General features: G+C 34.8%; 11 protein-coding genes, 1 pseudogene and 1 other annotated feature. All 12 genes and pseudogenes read left to right on the forward strand.

What is annotated here, in order from left to right:
• The first annotated feature begins 2 nt into the window (after positions 1 to 2).
• Positions 3 to 216 (forward strand) — a binding site (T-box leader).
• A 117-nt stretch (positions 217 to 333) separates the two neighbouring features.
• On the forward strand, positions 334 to 1,620 hold the full coding sequence (aspS, locus tag ACUXVC_RS10555) for an aspartate--tRNA(Asn) ligase (RefSeq protein ID WP_446026028.1): 1,287 nt from the start codon (positions 334 to 336) through the stop codon (positions 1,618 to 1,620).
• 202 nt (positions 1,621 to 1,822) lie between these two features.
• Positions 1,823 to 2,587, forward strand: coding sequence for a vWA domain-containing protein (locus ACUXVC_RS10560; protein WP_000966848.1), 765 nt, complete (start codon positions 1,823 to 1,825; stop codon positions 2,585 to 2,587).
• 11 nt (positions 2,588 to 2,598) lie between these two features.
• On the forward strand, positions 2,599 to 3,372 hold the full coding sequence (locus tag ACUXVC_RS10565; protein ID WP_095691011.1) for a hypothetical protein: 774 nt from the start codon (positions 2,599 to 2,601) through the stop codon (positions 3,370 to 3,372).
• Between the two features lie 30 nt (positions 3,373 to 3,402).
• Positions 3,403 to 3,765 carry an EsaB/YukD family protein gene (locus ACUXVC_RS10570; protein ID WP_000391139.1) on the forward strand — a complete coding sequence of 121 codons (363 nt, stop codon included), beginning with the start codon at positions 3,403 to 3,405 and terminating at the stop codon, positions 3,763 to 3,765.
• A gap of 31 nt (positions 3,766 to 3,796) precedes the next feature.
• Positions 3,797 to 7,804, forward strand: a complete 4,008-nt coding sequence (gene essC / locus ACUXVC_RS10575) for a type VII secretion protein EssC (protein ID WP_141241076.1) — start codon at positions 3,797 to 3,799, stop codon at positions 7,802 to 7,804.
• 127 nt (positions 7,805 to 7,931) lie between these two features.
• A complete protein-coding gene (locus tag ACUXVC_RS10580) occupies positions 7,932 to 8,204 on the forward strand; it encodes a WXG100 family type VII secretion target (RefSeq protein WP_053564631.1) in 273 nt (90 codons plus the stop codon).
• 82 nt (positions 8,205 to 8,286) lie between these two features.
• Positions 8,287 to 10,959 (forward strand): tetratricopeptide repeat protein, encoded by a 2,673-nt coding sequence (locus ACUXVC_RS10585; protein ID WP_098976051.1) that lies wholly within the window; start codon positions 8,287 to 8,289, stop codon positions 10,957 to 10,959.
• A gap of 22 nt (positions 10,960 to 10,981) precedes the next feature.
• Complete coding sequence (locus ACUXVC_RS10590; protein WP_446026029.1) at positions 10,982 to 13,936, forward strand: hypothetical protein; 2,955 nt, start codon at positions 10,982 to 10,984, stop codon at positions 13,934 to 13,936.
• A gap of 69 nt (positions 13,937 to 14,005) precedes the next feature.
• Entirely contained in the window at positions 14,006 to 14,443 is a 438-nt protein-coding gene (locus ACUXVC_RS10595) for an SseB family protein (protein WP_053564628.1), read from the forward strand.
• Positions 14,444 to 14,499: 56 nt separating this feature from the next.
• The gene (locus ACUXVC_RS10600) at positions 14,500 to 15,894 is read left to right on the forward strand and encodes a WXG100 family type VII secretion target (protein ID WP_446026030.1); all 1,395 of its coding nucleotides are present in this window, start codon (positions 14,500 to 14,502) and stop codon (positions 15,892 to 15,894) included.
• 3 nt (positions 15,895 to 15,897) lie between these two features.
• Positions 15,898 to 16,281: an immunity 22 family protein gene (locus tag ACUXVC_RS10605; protein ID WP_012094444.1), complete on the forward strand. Its 384-nt coding sequence runs from the start codon at positions 15,898 to 15,900 to the stop codon at positions 16,279 to 16,281.
• A 404-nt stretch (positions 16,282 to 16,685) separates the two neighbouring features.
• Positions 16,686 to 17,804: pseudogene (locus ACUXVC_RS10610) on the forward strand (pre-toxin TG domain-containing protein); the annotation flags it as partial.
• Positions 17,805 to 17,806: the final 2 nt, after the last annotated feature.

Here is a 17,806-nt window from a genome sequence, read left to right on the forward strand (position 1 = left end):
TATAAAAAGTGATGATTAGGAAAAGTACATGGTGCAAAGGTCTACAGAGAGCAGCCGGTTGCTGGGAAGGTTGCGATACCGCATGATGGAAAGACACCTGTGAGCGTTGCTTTGAACGTGATTGTTAGTAAAAGCAAACGGTACCTACCGTTATCAGGGCTAAGATGGTCAGTATGACAATTTGGGTGGTACCGCGGAAAAAAATCCGTCCCTATTTATAGGGGCGGATTTTTGTATTCTTTGAAAGGGGGTGAGTGACCGTGGATGATGACGATGACAACAATAACGTAAATAAATATAAAATTACTGGAGGGAAAAATAATGGATTGAATAATGAAGCGTTCACTCACAAAAGAATGTACAAAGCAAAGTGGAAAGGTTGTATTACTTCAAGGATGGGTAAAAAAAATTCGGCACCTTGGAAATGTTAGTTTTTTATTATTACGGGACAGAACAGGAGTAATTCAATGTGTATTAGAAAATGAATTGGCCGGATATAAAGTTGATGTAGAAAGTGTTGTCCATGTAATCGGTGAGATAGTCGAGACGTCGAAAACGGAATTGGGTGTTGAAGTACTTGCTCATGAAGTGAAAGTAATAAACGGTGCAGAGCCACTTCCATTTGAAATAAATAAAAAGAAGTTACAAGTTGGCTTAGATCAACTACTTAATGAGCGGGTAATATCATTAAGGCATGAGCGAACTGCAGCGATTTTTAAAGTGAAATCTACACTCGTTCAGAGCTTTAGTGAATTTCTAATAGAGAACGATTTCACACGTATATTTACTCCGAAAATTGTTTCACAAGGGGCAGAAGGAGGAGCAAATGTTTTTAAGCTTCCATACTTCCAAAAAGAAGCTTATTTAGCACAATCACCACAGTTCTACAAACAAATGATGGTAGCGGGTGGACTAGAACGAGTTTTTGAAATTGCACCTGTATATAGAGCGGAACATCATAACTCTTCCCGTCATTTGAATGAATATATCTCGTTAGACGTAGAACTTGGATTTATTCATGATTTTTATGAAGTGATGCAACTAGAAACGGATGTTTTACGATATATATTTCAACAAGTAGCGAAAAAATGTGAAATAGAACTACAACTATTACAAATAGAAGTACCTGTTATTACTGAAATACCTAAAATTACATTGTTAGAAGCACAAGAAATTTTGAAAAGTAAGTATCGTAAAGAATCTCCTGTAGGGGATTTAGATACAGAAGGTGAAAAGTTACTAGGGAAATATGTAAAGGAAACATATAATAGTGAATTTGTTTTCATTACACATTATCCGAAAGAAGCGAGACCGATGTATACGATGCAAAATAAAGAGAATCCAGCTATTACTGATTCATTCGACTTATTATATAAAGGGTTAGAAATAACGTCAGGGGCACAGCGAATTCATAATTATGAAATGTTACTCGCTTCGTTTAAAGAAAAAGGATTGCACCCAGAGAAATTTCAATCTTATTTAAATACATTCCGATACGGTTGTCCCCCGCATGGAGGTTTCGGAATTGGGTTAGAAAGGATTGTATATAAACTATTAGAATTAACAAATGTACGAGAGGCGAGTGCTTTTCCGAGAGATTGTACTCGTCTTATACCATAATATCAAAACCCTTCTATGAATATAGAAGGGTTTTGTATATTTAAACATAAGTTAAAGAGAAGAAAAATGTCTTTTTGTGTGAAAATATGTAAATTATATCGAGAACATTTTATAATAAATTGAGAAAAAGAAAATTCATAAGTTATAATGAAATGTGAATATAAAAAAAGTTCATATAATAATGTATGGAAGGGTATGAAACATGTTATATCAAACTCAAGCAACACAACAAACACCAGCTTATATAATCTATCTTCTTGATGTAAGCGCATCAATGAATCAAATGATGGATGTAGAGGGAGAAGAAAAAAGGAGAATTGACATTGTAACAGATGCTCTTTCTTTAGCGATTCGCCAAATGGTATTTCGTTCGACAAAAGGTAGTCGATTGCTTCCAAGATATAAGTTATCTATTTTAGCTTATAGCGATCAAGTTTTTGATCTTTTGGGTGGGGTGAAAACAATAGATGAAGTAGCAAGACTACGTCCACTAGAAAAAATTCAAACGCATCGCTTAACTGATACAGCAAAGGCTTTCTCTGTAGTGGAGAAGTTATTGCAAAAGGAATTACCGAATTTACAAGATGGGCCAGCTCCTGTTGTTTGTCATATGACAGATGGTGCTTCAACTGGCGAAGATCCAGAATTAATTGTGCGAAGAATTATGAATATGTCTGTACCTGATGGAAATGTACTAATTGAAAATATCTTTATTTCGGATGAAATTATGCAAGAACAAATTACTAGTATAAAGAAGTGGGAAGGGATTATGCCACATACAGAAATTACGGATGAATATGGTGCAAAGTTGCAACGACTTTCCTCTCCTATCCCTCAAAGTTATCGTGAGATGATGACTGAGTATGGTTTTCATATTGGGGATGGTGCAGTGATGATGTTTCCAGGTACAAATGCAGATTTAGTATCACTTGGATTTCAAATGTCTGCTGCAACGCCGGTTCGATAGGAGGGAGAAAAATAGTGAAGTATATCCTGTCGCAAGAAAAAGAAACAGTATTACAAGAGAAGAAAGGTGAAAATTTTACATATCGATATAGTTACGTAAGAGCTAAAGAAACGCAAGACTTAAATGAGAGTGGACAAGATTTTCTTATATTTCAAGATAATGGGACTAGTATTACCTTTGCATTATGTGATGGTGTAGGAATGTCTTTTCATGGTGAAATCGCTGCGAAATTTCTTGGTATGAAGTTAGTAAACTTGTTTGATACATGTCAAGAAAGTGGACTGGATATTGCTACATTATTAAATGAACAGTTAAATAATTTGATAGAAGAAGCTTCAGAGGAAGTGAGTGCATTTCGCTTGCCAGAAGAAACACCGTGGTTACTACTTGATGTTTTGGAAGAAAAGCGAACAAAAGGTAGTGAAACGATGTTTATTGGCGGGAAAATAGAACTCATTCCAAATCAAGATAAAGTACAAATAACGATAGTTACACATGGTGATTCATTTGTACAATTGTTTCAAGATAAGGAGAATTGTTCGAATATAATGAAGTTTAATAGAAATATAGAGAAAAGATGGTCTACACAGCGAGGCATTATTGGTGGGGAATTGGCGGTTTTTTCAAAGGCATTATCTAGGCAAGAAGCTAATCGGATAGTTATTCACTCAGACGGACTTGTGCCGCTTATGCAGTATAATTTTGAGGAAGTGTTAAAAGAAATTGAGAGGGCACAGAACTCTCCGACAAGCGATGATATTTCATTTTTAGATGTTTCTTGGTAACAAACATGATGGAGAAAAAGGTGAATAAATGTGGAAGAGATTATTGTGACATACATAAAACAGTCAAATGAAGAAATTGATATTGCAATTCCAAATGACGTAAAAGTGGTGCAAATTATTGAAGCGATTTTACATCATGAAAAAATAGATGAAGCATTAAGCGAGATCTATGAAATTAGAGTGGCAAAAGATAAAGAAGAGTGGCATTCTATTCGAAATGATGAAACGTTACGCGATAATGATGTGTGGGACGGACAATATGTAATGCTACATAAAAAAGGAGCAATTATCCCTTCTTTTGAAATGATGCCAGCAGAAGAAGTTTATAATGAACCTGTTAAACAAGATATGTCTTCTAGTGAAGAAGATTATGTATGGAAAATCATTGAGTAATAGTTTTTGGATGGGGAAGGAGAAATGTTTTGTGCAAAAATCACCGTATTTTCAACGCTCTCCGCGTGTGAAAGTAGATATACCAACAGGGGATGTTATTATTCATGATCCGCCAAATATACCAGAAGAACCTAAATTTTCTATTGAAACAATGTTATTACCAGCGATGATGACAATTTTAACATTGATATTGTATTTTGTGATGATGAAATTTATGAAGATGAATGCAAGTTATATGCCACTTATGATGGTTTCGAGTATCCCAATGTTAGGATCGTATGCAATTACAACGATGGGGCATTTCCGTAAAAAGAAAGAACATAGGCAAATGGTGGAGCAGTTACAACAAAGATATTTGGAGCAAATTCAAAAGCATCGAGTGGAGTTAGATACGTTAAAGGTTGAACAAGCGAAATATTTAATAACACAAAATCCAAGTCCACTAAAGAGTGTACAAAGAATTGAAAATCGAGAAAGTAATTTATGGGAGCGAACACCTGAAAGCCCAGACTTTTTAGATATCCGTATTGGAACAGGTGAGAGACCATTTTATGTTGAATTGAAAGTGCCTGAACAGCAAGGTTATGAGGAAAATCCATTAATCACAGAAGCACAAAATGTGAAAAGAGATTTTAATACAATCCCTAATGGGCATATTTCAATATCATTGAAAAAAAATGATGTAATTGGTGTGGTTGGCAATAAAGAAGATCGATTGAACTTCACTCGAATTGTAACGACGCAAATTATGACACATCACGCTCCAAATGAAGTGAAAATAGCAGCCTTCTATCATGAGAAGGAGAAGAAAGAATGGGATTGGATGAGGTGGATTCCTCATGTGTGGGATGAGCAGAGAAGCATGCGTTTTTTATCTGAGAATCAACAAGAAGCGCAGAAATTAGCTGAAGCGTTGTTCACACCACTTAATATGCGTAGAATTTATAATTCCTCTGCACAGGTAGATGCGAAAATACCTTTAATCCCAATGTATGTTTTTTTCTTATCCGCGAGAGAATTTTTAGAAGATGATCCTATACTTCCAATGTTACTTAGAGAAGGGGAAAGTGTCGGAGCATCTACATTTATATTTGCAGAACAGAGAGAACGATTGCCGATGGAATGTGATCTTGTTATTAGCTTAAACGGAGAAAATGGTGAGTTAGTAGAAACATTTTCAAGCTCAGCTGAAAATAGCGGGACAACGCGTGCTAGTTTTAAAGTAGACCGACTTTCATTTGAACGATGCGAATCAGGTGCGCGAAGTATTGCTCCTATTCGAATGAAAAGTTCTACAGCGGCTAACATACCGAAAGTATTAACTTTTTTAGATTTGTTCCAAGTGAAAAAAATGGAAGAGTTACAGGTGCTAGAGAGATGGAATAAAAATCGATATCCGACTTCATTGCCGGTTCCAATAGGTGTAAGAGAAGGAAGTAAACCTGTGTTTCTAAATATTCACGATAAAATTGAGAAGAAAGGACATGGTCCGCATGGTTTAATGGCTGGTACAACAGGTTCAGGGAAAAGTGAAGTGATCCAGTCTATTATAGCAGCGTTAGCGGCTACCTATCATCCTCATGAGATGGCATTTATGCTTATCGATTATAAGGGTGGCGGAATGTCAAACACGTTTGCAGGATTACCACATATTATCGCATCTATTACAAACTTAGAAGATCCGAACTTAATTGAGCGTGCAAGAATATCATTAAAGGCGGAATTAGAGAGAAGACAAAAATTGTTTATTCAGGCTGGAAATGTTCAACATTTAGATGAATATTATGAAACAAGCTGGCGTGAAAAAGAACCTTTGCCACATTTATTTATTGTCATTGATGAGTTTGCTCAAATGAAAAAGGAACAACCAGAATTTATGGACGAACTAATTAGTGTTGCTGCAATAGGAAGGACATTAGGAGTTCACTTATTATTAGCTACACAAAAACCTTCAGGGGTTGTAAATGATAAGATTTGGAGTAACTCACGTTTTCGAATTTGTTTACGTGTACAAGATGACGCCGATAGTCGTGAAATGTTAAAAATTCCAGATGCCTCTAAAATTAATGTACCGGGAAGAGGTTATTTACAGGTTGGAAGTAATGAAATATTGGAATTGTTCCAATCTGCATGGAGTGGAGCACCTTATAATCCAGATGAAGAGAAAGTTCTTGCTGTTGTTGATTTTACAGAAGTTAAGCTTTCGGGTGAAAGAATAAAAGTGAAAAAGCGCCCAAAACCAATGACAAATAGTCCAAAGCAATTACAAGCGTTTATTCACTATATACAGAACGTATCGGAGAAAGAAAATATTAAAGCATTGCCAGGGCCGTGGTTGGCACCTTTACCAGAAAAATTATTATTAAAAGAGTTTTATGAAATGGAAAATTGGACTGCTGATGTATGGAATAAGGAGAAAGAAAATTTACAAATTACGGTTGGATTAATTGATGATGTCGGAAATCAAGCGCAGTATCCTTTAAAGCTCGATTTACAAGAAGGCCATTTAAATATATATGGTATGCCAGGAACAGGAAAAACAACGATGTTACAAACGATCATTATGTCTCTAGCAGTATCTCATACACCAGCTGAAGTGAATTTTTATATTATTGATTTTGGACGTATGTTTTTAGATTTTAGAGATTTACCTCATGTAGGCGGGATTGTACAAGAGGACGAATATGAAAAAATGAAACGTTTATTTGGTTTTTTGAAGAAAGAAATTACAGAAAGAAAAGAGAGTTTTTCTAACATCGGTGCAAAGTCATTTTCTATGTATAATCGAATGGTCGGAAAGAAAGTTCCTGCTATTGTTGTAATGGTAGATGGTTATATAAGATTTAAAAATGAATTCGAAAAAGAGAATGAAATATTAGAAATGTTATTACGAGAATCAAGCACATACGGCGTGTACTTCTATTTCTCGCTTAATCAAACTATTGATATGTTTGATCGTGTTCGTAATAATATACCGATGGCAATTACATTTGAATTGCAAGATAGAACTGAATATCATAGTTTAGTTGGTAGACCTAATTTCCCATTAATCGAAGTTCCTGCTGGTCGTGGGTTAATGAAAGGACAACCACCTGAATTGTTCCAAGCAGCATTGCCGTTTATTGGTGAAAGTGAATTAGAATATTCACAGCAGTTAAAAACGATTATTCAAACAATGAGCAGTGAATGGAATGGTGAAAAAGCAAGAGAGATTCCAATGATTCCTAAAGAAATATTTGTAGAAGATTTAGTTGAGCGATTAAAACCAGCTCAAATTTCTGCAGGAGTTGAAACAGACGATATTCGTTTACAAAGTTTTTCATTGGACGAAATGAATCATATATTTATCGGTGGAAGAATAGAAGGTGGGAAAACATCATTATTACAAACACTTCTGTTCTCTACTGCTTATCAATATTCTCCGGATGAAGTCGAATTATACTTAGTAGATTTTGGTGAAAGACCTACAGGTATCTTAGCTCTTGGAGATTTGCCTCATGTAGAGAAGAGGTTTACAGATGGTATACAATTAAAAGAAATGTTAGATGATCTGCTAGAAGTAATAAATAATAGAAAAGTAGTTATGCCATCTTTAGATTCAAAAGAAGAAGTGGAAATGCCATATAAGAAAATAATTATTGCAATTGATGATATTGATCAAATGTTAGCGATATTATCTAACGACTTTGATTCGAAAAATAAAATGGAACAAATAGTTCAAAATTGTAAAAATAAAGGGATTCATTTTGTTGTGGCCGCTACAACGTCTAGTGTAAATAGCTATTCTCATGAAAAATGGTTTACAGAAATTAGAAAGAGAAGTTTTGGTTATTTATTAGGTACGACTCAAAATAGTGATGTCTATTTCTTTAATATAAAGCTTCCACATACTGAGATGGATCGAGAATTATCAAGTGGGGATGGATATTGTATACGTAGAAAGCCAATGAAAATAAAATGTGCATATACACCACCACATTTACTTTACAAAATGACAAATAAAATTATTGTGAAATGGTCAGAATTAAAGGTTAAATAATATTAAAAAAGGGTTAAATTACAAGAAAATAGAATTTTTTTGTAATTTAACCCTTTTAAAATTGTTTGAATATAGTTTATAATCTAATTGTTGTATCATTTAAGAATTGAAAGGGGAAATATATACAATGGCAGAAATTAAAATTACACCAGAAGAACTTGAGCGAATTGCTAGTAACTTTACAAACGCAGCTGGGGAAGCTCAAAACCAAATTAATAGACTTGAAGGCGACATTAATAGTTTAGAAGGACAATGGGCTGGGGCAACACAAGCGAAGTTCCGAGGCGAATTTGCTCAATCTAAACAAGCGATGCAACAATACATTCCAATTTTAGAAGGTATTTCATCAGAATTAAAACGTATTTCTGATAAATTCCGTAACACAGATAACGCATATTAATAATAGAACAATTGCAAAAGACCAGGAGCTATTGTTCCTGGTCTTTTCTTTAAAAATTGTCATATGAGAGTAAGGGGATAAAATGGGATTCCGACCAGAAGTAGGAGAAAAAATTATTTTTAATAAAGATGTTTATCGTTTTGAGAAACATCCAGCAGTTATTGGGATTGAAATGCCATATGGGCAAGAGGGAAGACAAGGAACAGTTTATCAATTACAACATGAAAATGGTGTGGAACGAATTGCGTTAAAAGTTTTTAAAGAGCGCTATCGTGATGAAAAACATCAACTAGCATTTTTAAAGCCACTTTCCTCCTTAGCTGGTCTTAAAGTATGCTCACGCTATATCGTTACTACAGAAGAACATACATCTGCTATCGAAAAATCAGAAGATCTTGTTAATAGTATTGTAATGCCTTGGATTGAAGGTCCAACTTGGGCTGATATTTTACAAGAACAACGAGTGTTATCAAAAGAACAATGTTTCTTTATTGCAGAAGCATTTCTTACAACACTTAAAATGATGGAGGAAAATGAGGTTGCTCATAATGATCTATCATCCAGTAATGTACTCATACCTTTTTTAAGTGAAAATCCAATTGAAGGCCAACATTATATTGAACTTGTTGATGTTGAGCAAATGTATGGACCAAAAAGTAAAAGACCTTCATTATTGCCAGCAGGTTCAGCGGGTTATGCACCAGTGTATTTGGAAAATGGGATATGGCAAAAAGAAGCCGACCGTTTTGCTGGCGCCATTTTATTAAGTGAAGTATTAAGTTGGTGTAGTGAGGAAATTCGAAATAACAAATGGACGGATGCAAGTTACTTTAAAACGGAAGAAATGCAGACGGAATGTGAAAGATATACGTTACTTCAGCAAGTATTACATAATCAATGGAATGGGGAAATTGCACAGTTATTTAAGCAGGCATGGAATAGTAAAACTTTTGCAGAATGTCCAAGCTTTGTACAATGGCACGATGCATTTAATAGTGCAAGAGAGATAATAAAAATTGATACAGAAAAGCAGTCAGAACAAGAACAGTCTCTTTTTGTATCGAAATGTTTGGAAATTGCAAGATTATTAGAAGAGAGAGGATTTAAGCAAGCGGCATTATATGAATATAAAACAATTTTCAATTCACTTAATCCATCAACTGCTCTAAAACAAGAACTCGCATATATCATTCAAACAATAGAGAGTCAAGAGCCTGGAATAAACTCAAAAAAGGTGCTACAAAGTTATTTGGAACTAGCTACTGAATTGGAGAGAGAAAACAATGCAGAATTTGCTTGTTTCGTCTATTCACGAATCGTACAATTTCCAAACATTGATCATGCGTTAAAAAAGGAAATTGAAAGCATTATTGAGGAGATAAAAGAAGAACAAGAAACATCATTTACAGAAGCAGCAGCTACAATTACAGTTCCAAATAGCATTCTACAGAGCCGAAAACAAACAAAAAAACAAGTTGAATATGATATAGATGATGAAATTTTAAATGCAAAAGCATCGAATCAACCTCTTACATTAACGCATGAACAAAAAGAACCGTCTGCCTTTTCAAAATGGTGGAGCAAAAATAAAAAACGTATTTTGATCATTGGTTCAATTACAATTGTCGTTATAGGTGGTGCTACGGCGTATTACTTCTATACAACGAATGCTAAATATCAACACTTTATGGAACAAGCAAGGCAAGCCTATCATGATAAAAAATATAAACTTGCAGAAGAGGCTGTTGGTCATGCAATTGCAGTGAAAGGAAAAGACGAAGCGCATCTTCAATTAGCAACAATTTACGTTGCTGAAGGAAAGAATAAAATTGCAATCGACTATATTACCAAATTAATAAAGGATAGAGAAATTGATAAAGAAAATAATGAAGCTGCCTATTTATTAGCTTCAGCAAATTTCCGCATTGGAAAATATCAAGAAGCAGTTCCGAATTTCGAACAAGCATTAGCGAATAATGCAAAAGGAATTGAACCGTATAAAAAAGATGCAATGAGAGATTTAGCTGTAAGTCATATGAAGATGAAAGAATTTGAAAAGGCGGAAGACGTTATCGTCAAAATGAGCACGAAAACAAATGAAGATAAGGCGATTGTTTCGTATTTAAAAGGACAACTAGCTACGGCAACTGTGCAGTTAGACAAAGCTGAATCGTTCTTTAAAGAAGCTATTACACAAGATTCAAAGAACGCTATATATACAATTGAACTTTCAAACTTATATGTGCTTTGGAATAAAACAAATTTAATTGATAGTGCGAAAAAAGAGGCGAATTATCAACAAGCATCTCAAGTATTACAAGCTGCAATCCAAAAGGATATGAAAAATATAGAGTTACTAAATCAACTAGGAATTGTATATTATGAAGCTGGTCAATTTTACGAATCGCGAGATGGTGGAAAAAGTAATGCTGCGTATCAACAAGCATTAGAAGCTTATAATCGAGTTGTCAACAGTGGGACCCGAGATACAAATACACTTGTGAATATAGGGATTTTATACGATAAAGTGGGACAAGGAAATGAAGCCGAGAAATTTTTCGCAGAAGCATATTCGCAAAATGATGAAGATCCACATGTGAATTTTGCATTTGGGATGTTCAAAATTAAACAAAAAAAATATGAAGAAGCGAACCGCTTCTTAAGAAAAACAGTACAAGCAAATGAAAATGAAGCTGAAGTAAGAGCAGCACAAGAAAAATTAACAGAGATGAAAACAAACGGCTGGATTCAATAAAGATGTGAAAAGGGGAAGAAACATGGAAGAAAACAACAACAATCTAGGAAAAAAAGTTGCTATATCAGTAATGTCGGTGGCTTTATTTGGAACGTCAGGATATCTTGTTTATGACAAAGGCTTTAGTACAGCAGGAAGAGAAACGGTAAAACTAGCAAGTAATACAGAAGAGAAAAAAGATGACCGTATTACAGGAAGTAATTTACAGTCTATGTTCCCAAATTTAGTTGCTGATCCTGCAAAAAAAGATGACAAACCTGGAGAAAAACCAAACATTAATTTAGCAGATTTAATCGGAAATAATAAATCACCGATTACACCAGTGACGTATAAGCCAGATGATGTGTCGGTAGAAAAGAAAGATCCACAAATCAAATTATCAGATGCACCAGCGCCACAAAAGCCGGAACTGCCAACTAATATGGGGGGGCCTGTGGTGGAGCCGAGTAAAAATTTACCGGATAGTTTGGTGGATACGGGGAAAACACCGGGTGGTGATAAGGAACTAGAAAAACCAAAACCGGATGGTGATAAAGAGCCGGAAAAACCAAAACCAGATGGTGATAAAGAACCAGAAAAACCAAAACCGGATGGTGATAAAGAACCAGAAAAACCAAAACCGGATGGTGATAAAGAACCAGAAAAACCAAAACCGGATGGTGATAAAGAGCCGGAAAAACCAAAACCAGATGGTGATAAAGAGCCGGAAAAACCAAAACCAGATGGTAATAAAGAACCAGAAAAACCAAAACCGGATGGTGATAAAGAGCCAGAAAAACCAAAACCGGATGGTGATAAAGAGCCAGAAAAACCAAAACCAGATGGTGATAAAGAACCAGAAAAACCAAAACCACCAGTGCCACACGATCAAATTACAGTATCACCAATAACGGGAGATATTTTAGTTGAGTGGTATGCTGGGAATGGAGAGAGGTATTCATCTGTATTCTTTAATGAGTATTATGGAAAAGGGCAAAATTCTGACACGTTAAATAGTAGGGCTAAATATTCGGAGGAAAATAAAGAGTTAACACTGATATCTCAATTGAATGCATCTTCAAATGCACAGACAGTTGCTGATCATAGATTAACATTGGACAATTTGGGAGAAATTTTAGCTAATAAGGAGAATTATTCGAATCAAAGTGAATTATTTTATTTACGTAACCAAATGAATACACTTAAGGAAAAAGTTACAACCCAACAAGAATTACAAGAGTATTTAAAAGAAAATAAGAAAGAGTATATTCAATCAGTTGCAAAGTTAGTATACGATAAGGCTGTACAAGAGGAGAATGTTTGGTTAAATAACCAAACAGATATAGCTTCTCTAGAACAATCTTTAAGTAAATATTACTTAGTTACTTCGGTGCTTGAAAGCGTGGATCCTAAATTAGTAGAGGCTGCAAATCAACGTGTAGAAAAGATTTTCTATAAACTATTACAAGAAGAATTAAAAAATATTAACATCGAAGCACCAGTAGTGACATCTAAAAATGATACAAAAGAAAACGTAAGTCCAGAAAAAGAAACTGTAACTAGCAGTAATGGAGGACAAGTGGTTGTTAAAGAAGATAATACGAATAAAACTGGGGCGTCAGAAATAGCTAGTGAGAAAGAGCAAAAAGATCAATTAATTGAAGCTAATAAAAACAACAAAGAAAATACGAAAGAAGTAAATCATAAAGAAACAAATAGCAATGATACAGATGGTCAAATGAAACCAGAAAAACCAGAAAAACCAGAAAAACCGGAAAAACCGGAAAAACCGGAAAAACCGGAAAAACCAAATCCGATTAATCAAGCGATTGAGAAAATTGAAACATATTTAACCCCTGAAAGTCTAAACTATGAAAATGCTTTACTATTAGCAAATCAATGGATTGATGTCGCAAAAGACCAACAAAAAGAAAAATTAAATCAGCAATTTAGTATAGCGGTAGATGGGCTTAGGGGACAGATGAAAGACCCAAAATTTTCAGTGGAAGATGCTTTAAAGAAAGCAAACCTATTAGCAAGTACGGCAAGGATAGAACAATCTGTTCAAGATGAAGCAAATAAAATGTTAATGCCACTTATGTTTGAAAGAAAAGCGACTGAGGCTGCAAATAAAGGAGAATATTATACAGCTGTATTGAATATTGCTAATGCAATTCGTACAAAGCATCCATTAGAGCGTTCAAGAGAAGAAATGGTGAATTATGCAAATAAACTATGGGAAAAAACAGAAGTTGAATGGGAGCAAATCAATGGAACACCAGATTGGCAAGAAAAGGCTGAGAAATCTGTACTTCCATCGTATACATTATTGGCACAGTTGAAAGATATCGATAAAACAATTGAAAAAATCGTTGGTATGAGTGTTATTGACAATGCGTCGAAAAAGATGGAGGGAATCCAACTAATAGAAGTAGCAAATACAAAAGCGAATCAGAACGGAAAGCTTTACGAAGCTTTACACTATTATGGACAAGCTTCCTATCGTGGGGTTAATGATAAAAAAGGATTTTCGGATGTCGCAAATCGCGTATTAAAAGAAGGGGAAAAAATTGAAAAGAGTAATTACCTATCAGCTTTAGAAATCTATCAAATTCTTTATAAAACACCGGGGATTGAAATGACTGGAGTGAAAGATAAAGCAAAAGTTGCCATTGAATATTTAAGTACATTTGATGCTGCTAATAAAAAGGCTACTAGTATAAACACTATTGAAGATTTAGCGTCAGTAGTTGAGCTAACTCATCAAGCCATGAACTTAGGATATCAGCAGGCACCTGCAAAAGAATTTATGAAAGTTGTCTCTGAAAAAATGTTACAAACAGGTAAAGGGTATTTAGACAAAAATGAAAACAATAATGCATATAAATGTTTTGAGTTTTTAACTCGACCACAATATGCAACAACGATTGTTGGAGAAGTGCGCCAAAAAGCAATGGAGAACTTAGACAAAATAAAAGCAATGGATACAAAAAAATAAATAGATAATGAATTCGCCATCTTATTCCAAGTAAGATGGCGAAATTATTCCAAATAGGAGTGAAAGTTAATGAGTTTACTAGAAATTAGTCCGTTAGATGAGGCGTTAGTGGAAGCGTTACAAAACGAAGAGAAAAGAGGCTATTTTTATGAGATATTACAGAAATCAAATTTATTCGTTGTTGCTTCTGTCGAAGGGGATACAAGTGTAGATGAAGAAGGAAATTTGATTTCTACTAATAATACACAATTGCAAATTCATTATTTTGAAATGGAAGAAGGATTAATGTTACCACTGTATTCGGATTTAAAGCATCTAGAAATGGTTATTCCAGAAGAATGTCCATATGTTTCTATGAATGCAGTTGAATTATTAAAAACAATAGATTTAGAGGCAAATGTCATATTGAACCCAGGAACAAAATTTCAAAAATTATTTGTAAAGGAAGAAATTGAAGCGATTTGTGATAACAGTATTTTTGATGTTTTCTCTAAAGAGAATAAGTAAAAATTAATGCAGTTCTATTTCTTTTTGGTATAAAATAGAGGAAGGTGGGAGAAGGTTTGGAGATTAAAGTCAAACCTGAACAACTCGAACAAATTGCCAAAAACATATCAGAGATGCAAACACACAGCCAGAATATACAACAAAATCTCAATCAATCTATGTTTAGTATTCAAATGCAATGGCAAGGAGCAACGAGTCAGCATTTTTATGGGGAATATATGAGATCAATGAGACTCATGGAATCTTACATACGTAACTTACAAGTTACAGAAAAAGAATTACGGCGCATTGCTCAAAAGTTTCGTCAAGCAGATGAAGAATATCAAAAGAAACAAAATGAAAAATTGAAAGAAACCCATAAAACAGAAAAGAAACATGAAAAATCATGGTGGGAAAAGGGAGTAGAAGGAGCAGCTGAATTCATTGGAGTAAATGATGCAATTCGTGCAGTTACCGGTAAAGACCCTATTACAGGGAAAGAATTATCATCAAAAGAAAGACTCATCGCCGCAGGATGGACACTCCTAAACTTTGTTCCTGTTGGAAAAGTGGCAAGTCTTGCTGGAAAAGGAATAAAGTATGTCGCTTCTAGCTTTGGGAAGACGATTGTAAAAGCAGGAAAAAGACTAGGCGAAGGCGTAACAATGGTAGCCGGAAAAGTTGGAAAAGCAGCTGTTGATGGCATAAAAACAGCCAGCCACAAAGTAACAGAAGGTGTAAACTTTGTAGCCTCGACAGCAAAAGGATTTGCCGACAAAATCGGAAGTCTATGGAACAAAGGTGCTACAACTGTAAAAACAACCTTCTTGCAGGGGAATGAAAAAATCCAGCACGCAGTAAAAACATTACTGGAATACAAATGGATCCCAGGTTTGGGAAAAGCCTACGTAATGCCTGGAGTAGGAATGGTCCGAGAGATGGGACAGCATTCTCTGAAAGATGCTTATCAGTATATGAAAAGTGTTGGAGAAAAGGGTGTTAAGGGTACGGGTGAAGGTAGTAAGAGTACTAGTGGGAATAGTAAGCATTTAAGTGATGTGAAAATTCCATCAGTAAGAAACAATGAGTTTAATAAATGGTTTGATAATCTATCAGCAAAAGAATTTGAGGAAATGTGGAATAATCCTCAGTTGAGAAGTAAAATAGAAGATAGGATTAGACGCCCAGGAGGATACCATGAGTGGCATCTTGTAGCGAGAACTCCTAAATTTAAGCAGTGGGGAATTAGTATGGATGATATTAAAGAAATGAGGTCTCTGACTAAAGATGTTGAATTTGTAAATCCACCTGGTCGTCATGGAAGAAGAGGCTCGACAAAAGCACATAATGAAATGTTAAAGATTATTGATTCTGCTTCTGACTATGAAAGTTTTGTTAAAGGGCTTAATGAATGGGCTGAAAATAGAATGAAAAATGGCATTATGGATTTACCAGAAGGTTTGAGGAGGTAAAAAATGAAAAACGATGTTTCTTTATGGTTAGGATGCTTTAGTGATTTTGATGAACTCGAAACGTACACTGAAATAAAATATAATGAAGATGGAGATAGTATTCCCTCTATTTTTGAGAAAGATTTTAAATTAGGTTATTATGATAGGGACTTAGTTGAAAAAGATTGGATTCCTGATGCTGAAGATGACATAGAAAAGCTGTTAGTGGATTTTTCATATGATAATCAATTAATACAACAGTACAATAACATTAAGTTAAAGTCTAAATACAATACCATCATTTTAATTTATAATTATGATTATAATAAAGAAGGTAAAATTGTTAACTTCGTAGATAAGACTACCTACAAGTTGGATTTCATTGGTACGGCAGAATATATAGATTAGTGCGAATAAAGTATATTTACAGTGAAAAGAAAAAGAATAGGCTGTTAGAAAGTACGTACTCCATGATGGTTGTACCATCATGGAGTACTGTGTGCAATGAGAGAATATAAAACGAAGTACGAGCTTAGGTGAGATGACATTTTACTAGGCGATGAATATAAACACATGGATTGTATATGAAACTAATGAACTCGTATAAATTCGTAAGTTTTAAAGTAGTAGTTTTTATGACATACAAAAGGTATCACATTTTTTACTGCAAAACTTACAAATTCATGCTACTTAAAAACATATGAACTTAAAGCACTTGATTGTCTATGAGAGGCAACAAGTGCTTTTTGCATTTTAAGATAGAAGAGAGGATAGTATAATAAGTACATATGTTGTTTCAGCAAATAGTATAAGAAAATAGATTAGAAGGAGCAGCTGAATTCATCGGAATTAATGATGCAATTCGAGCGGTTACTGGTAAAGACCCTATCACAGGCGAAGAATTATCAACAAAAGAAAGACTCATCGCCGCAGGGTGGACCCTTTTAAACTTTATTCCCGTCGGGAAAGTTGCGAGCCTTGCTGGAAAAGGAATAAAGTATGTCGCTTCTAGCTTCGGAAAGACAATTGTAAAAGCAGGAAAAGGGCTAGGCGAAGGAATATCAATGGTGGCTGGAAAAGCTGGAAAAGTAGCTGTTGATGGTATAAAAACAGCCAGCCACAAAGTAAAAGAAGGCGTAAACTTTGTAGCCTCCACAGCAAAAGGACTTGCAAACAAAATCGGAAACCTATGGAACAAAGGTACCACAACCGTAAAAACAACCTTCTTGCAGGGGAATGAAAAGATCCAGCACGCAGTAAAAACATTACTGGAGTACAAATGGATCCCAGGTTTTGGAAAAGCCTATGTCATGCCTGGAGTAGGAATGGTCCGAGAGATGGGACAGCATTCTCTGAAAGATGCTTATCAGTATATGAAAAGTGTTGGAGAGAAGGGTGTTAAGGGTACGGGTGAAGCTCTGGGTAATAAAGAAGTAGCAGTAGGAGAAGAGATTATTGCCCAAAGGGTACTGAAAGCAGAACTTGATTTAACACCAAAACTTACACCATACAAATCTTTAAGTAGGGGTCAGCAGAAAAAAATAAAAGAAAAGATTGAAAATCGTACAGTAACAAAAGAAGAATATAAAAGATATCAATGGGATAAAAGATTTTCAAAAAGAAGAGCTGCAGGGGTTAATGAATTTTGGAAGCAAGAAAAGAAAAGGATTTTAGATGGAGAACCTACAACAAGGGATTGGACTAATGAACAGATACAAGAGATTTTAAGAGGAAAAAAACCTCAATATAATGGGCAATCAATAATTGGACATCATACTTACAATGCTATGAATTACCCACATATATGTAATAGAGGAGAATTAATTTATCCTGTAACTAGCAGGGAACATTTAAGGGGTTGGCATGGCGGAAGCTATAGTAAAAATGCACCTGGTAGACCTGTTAATCCAAATTATTTAGAAGAATTTTAATG

The organism is Bacillus sp. N6 (assembly GCF_052805735.1).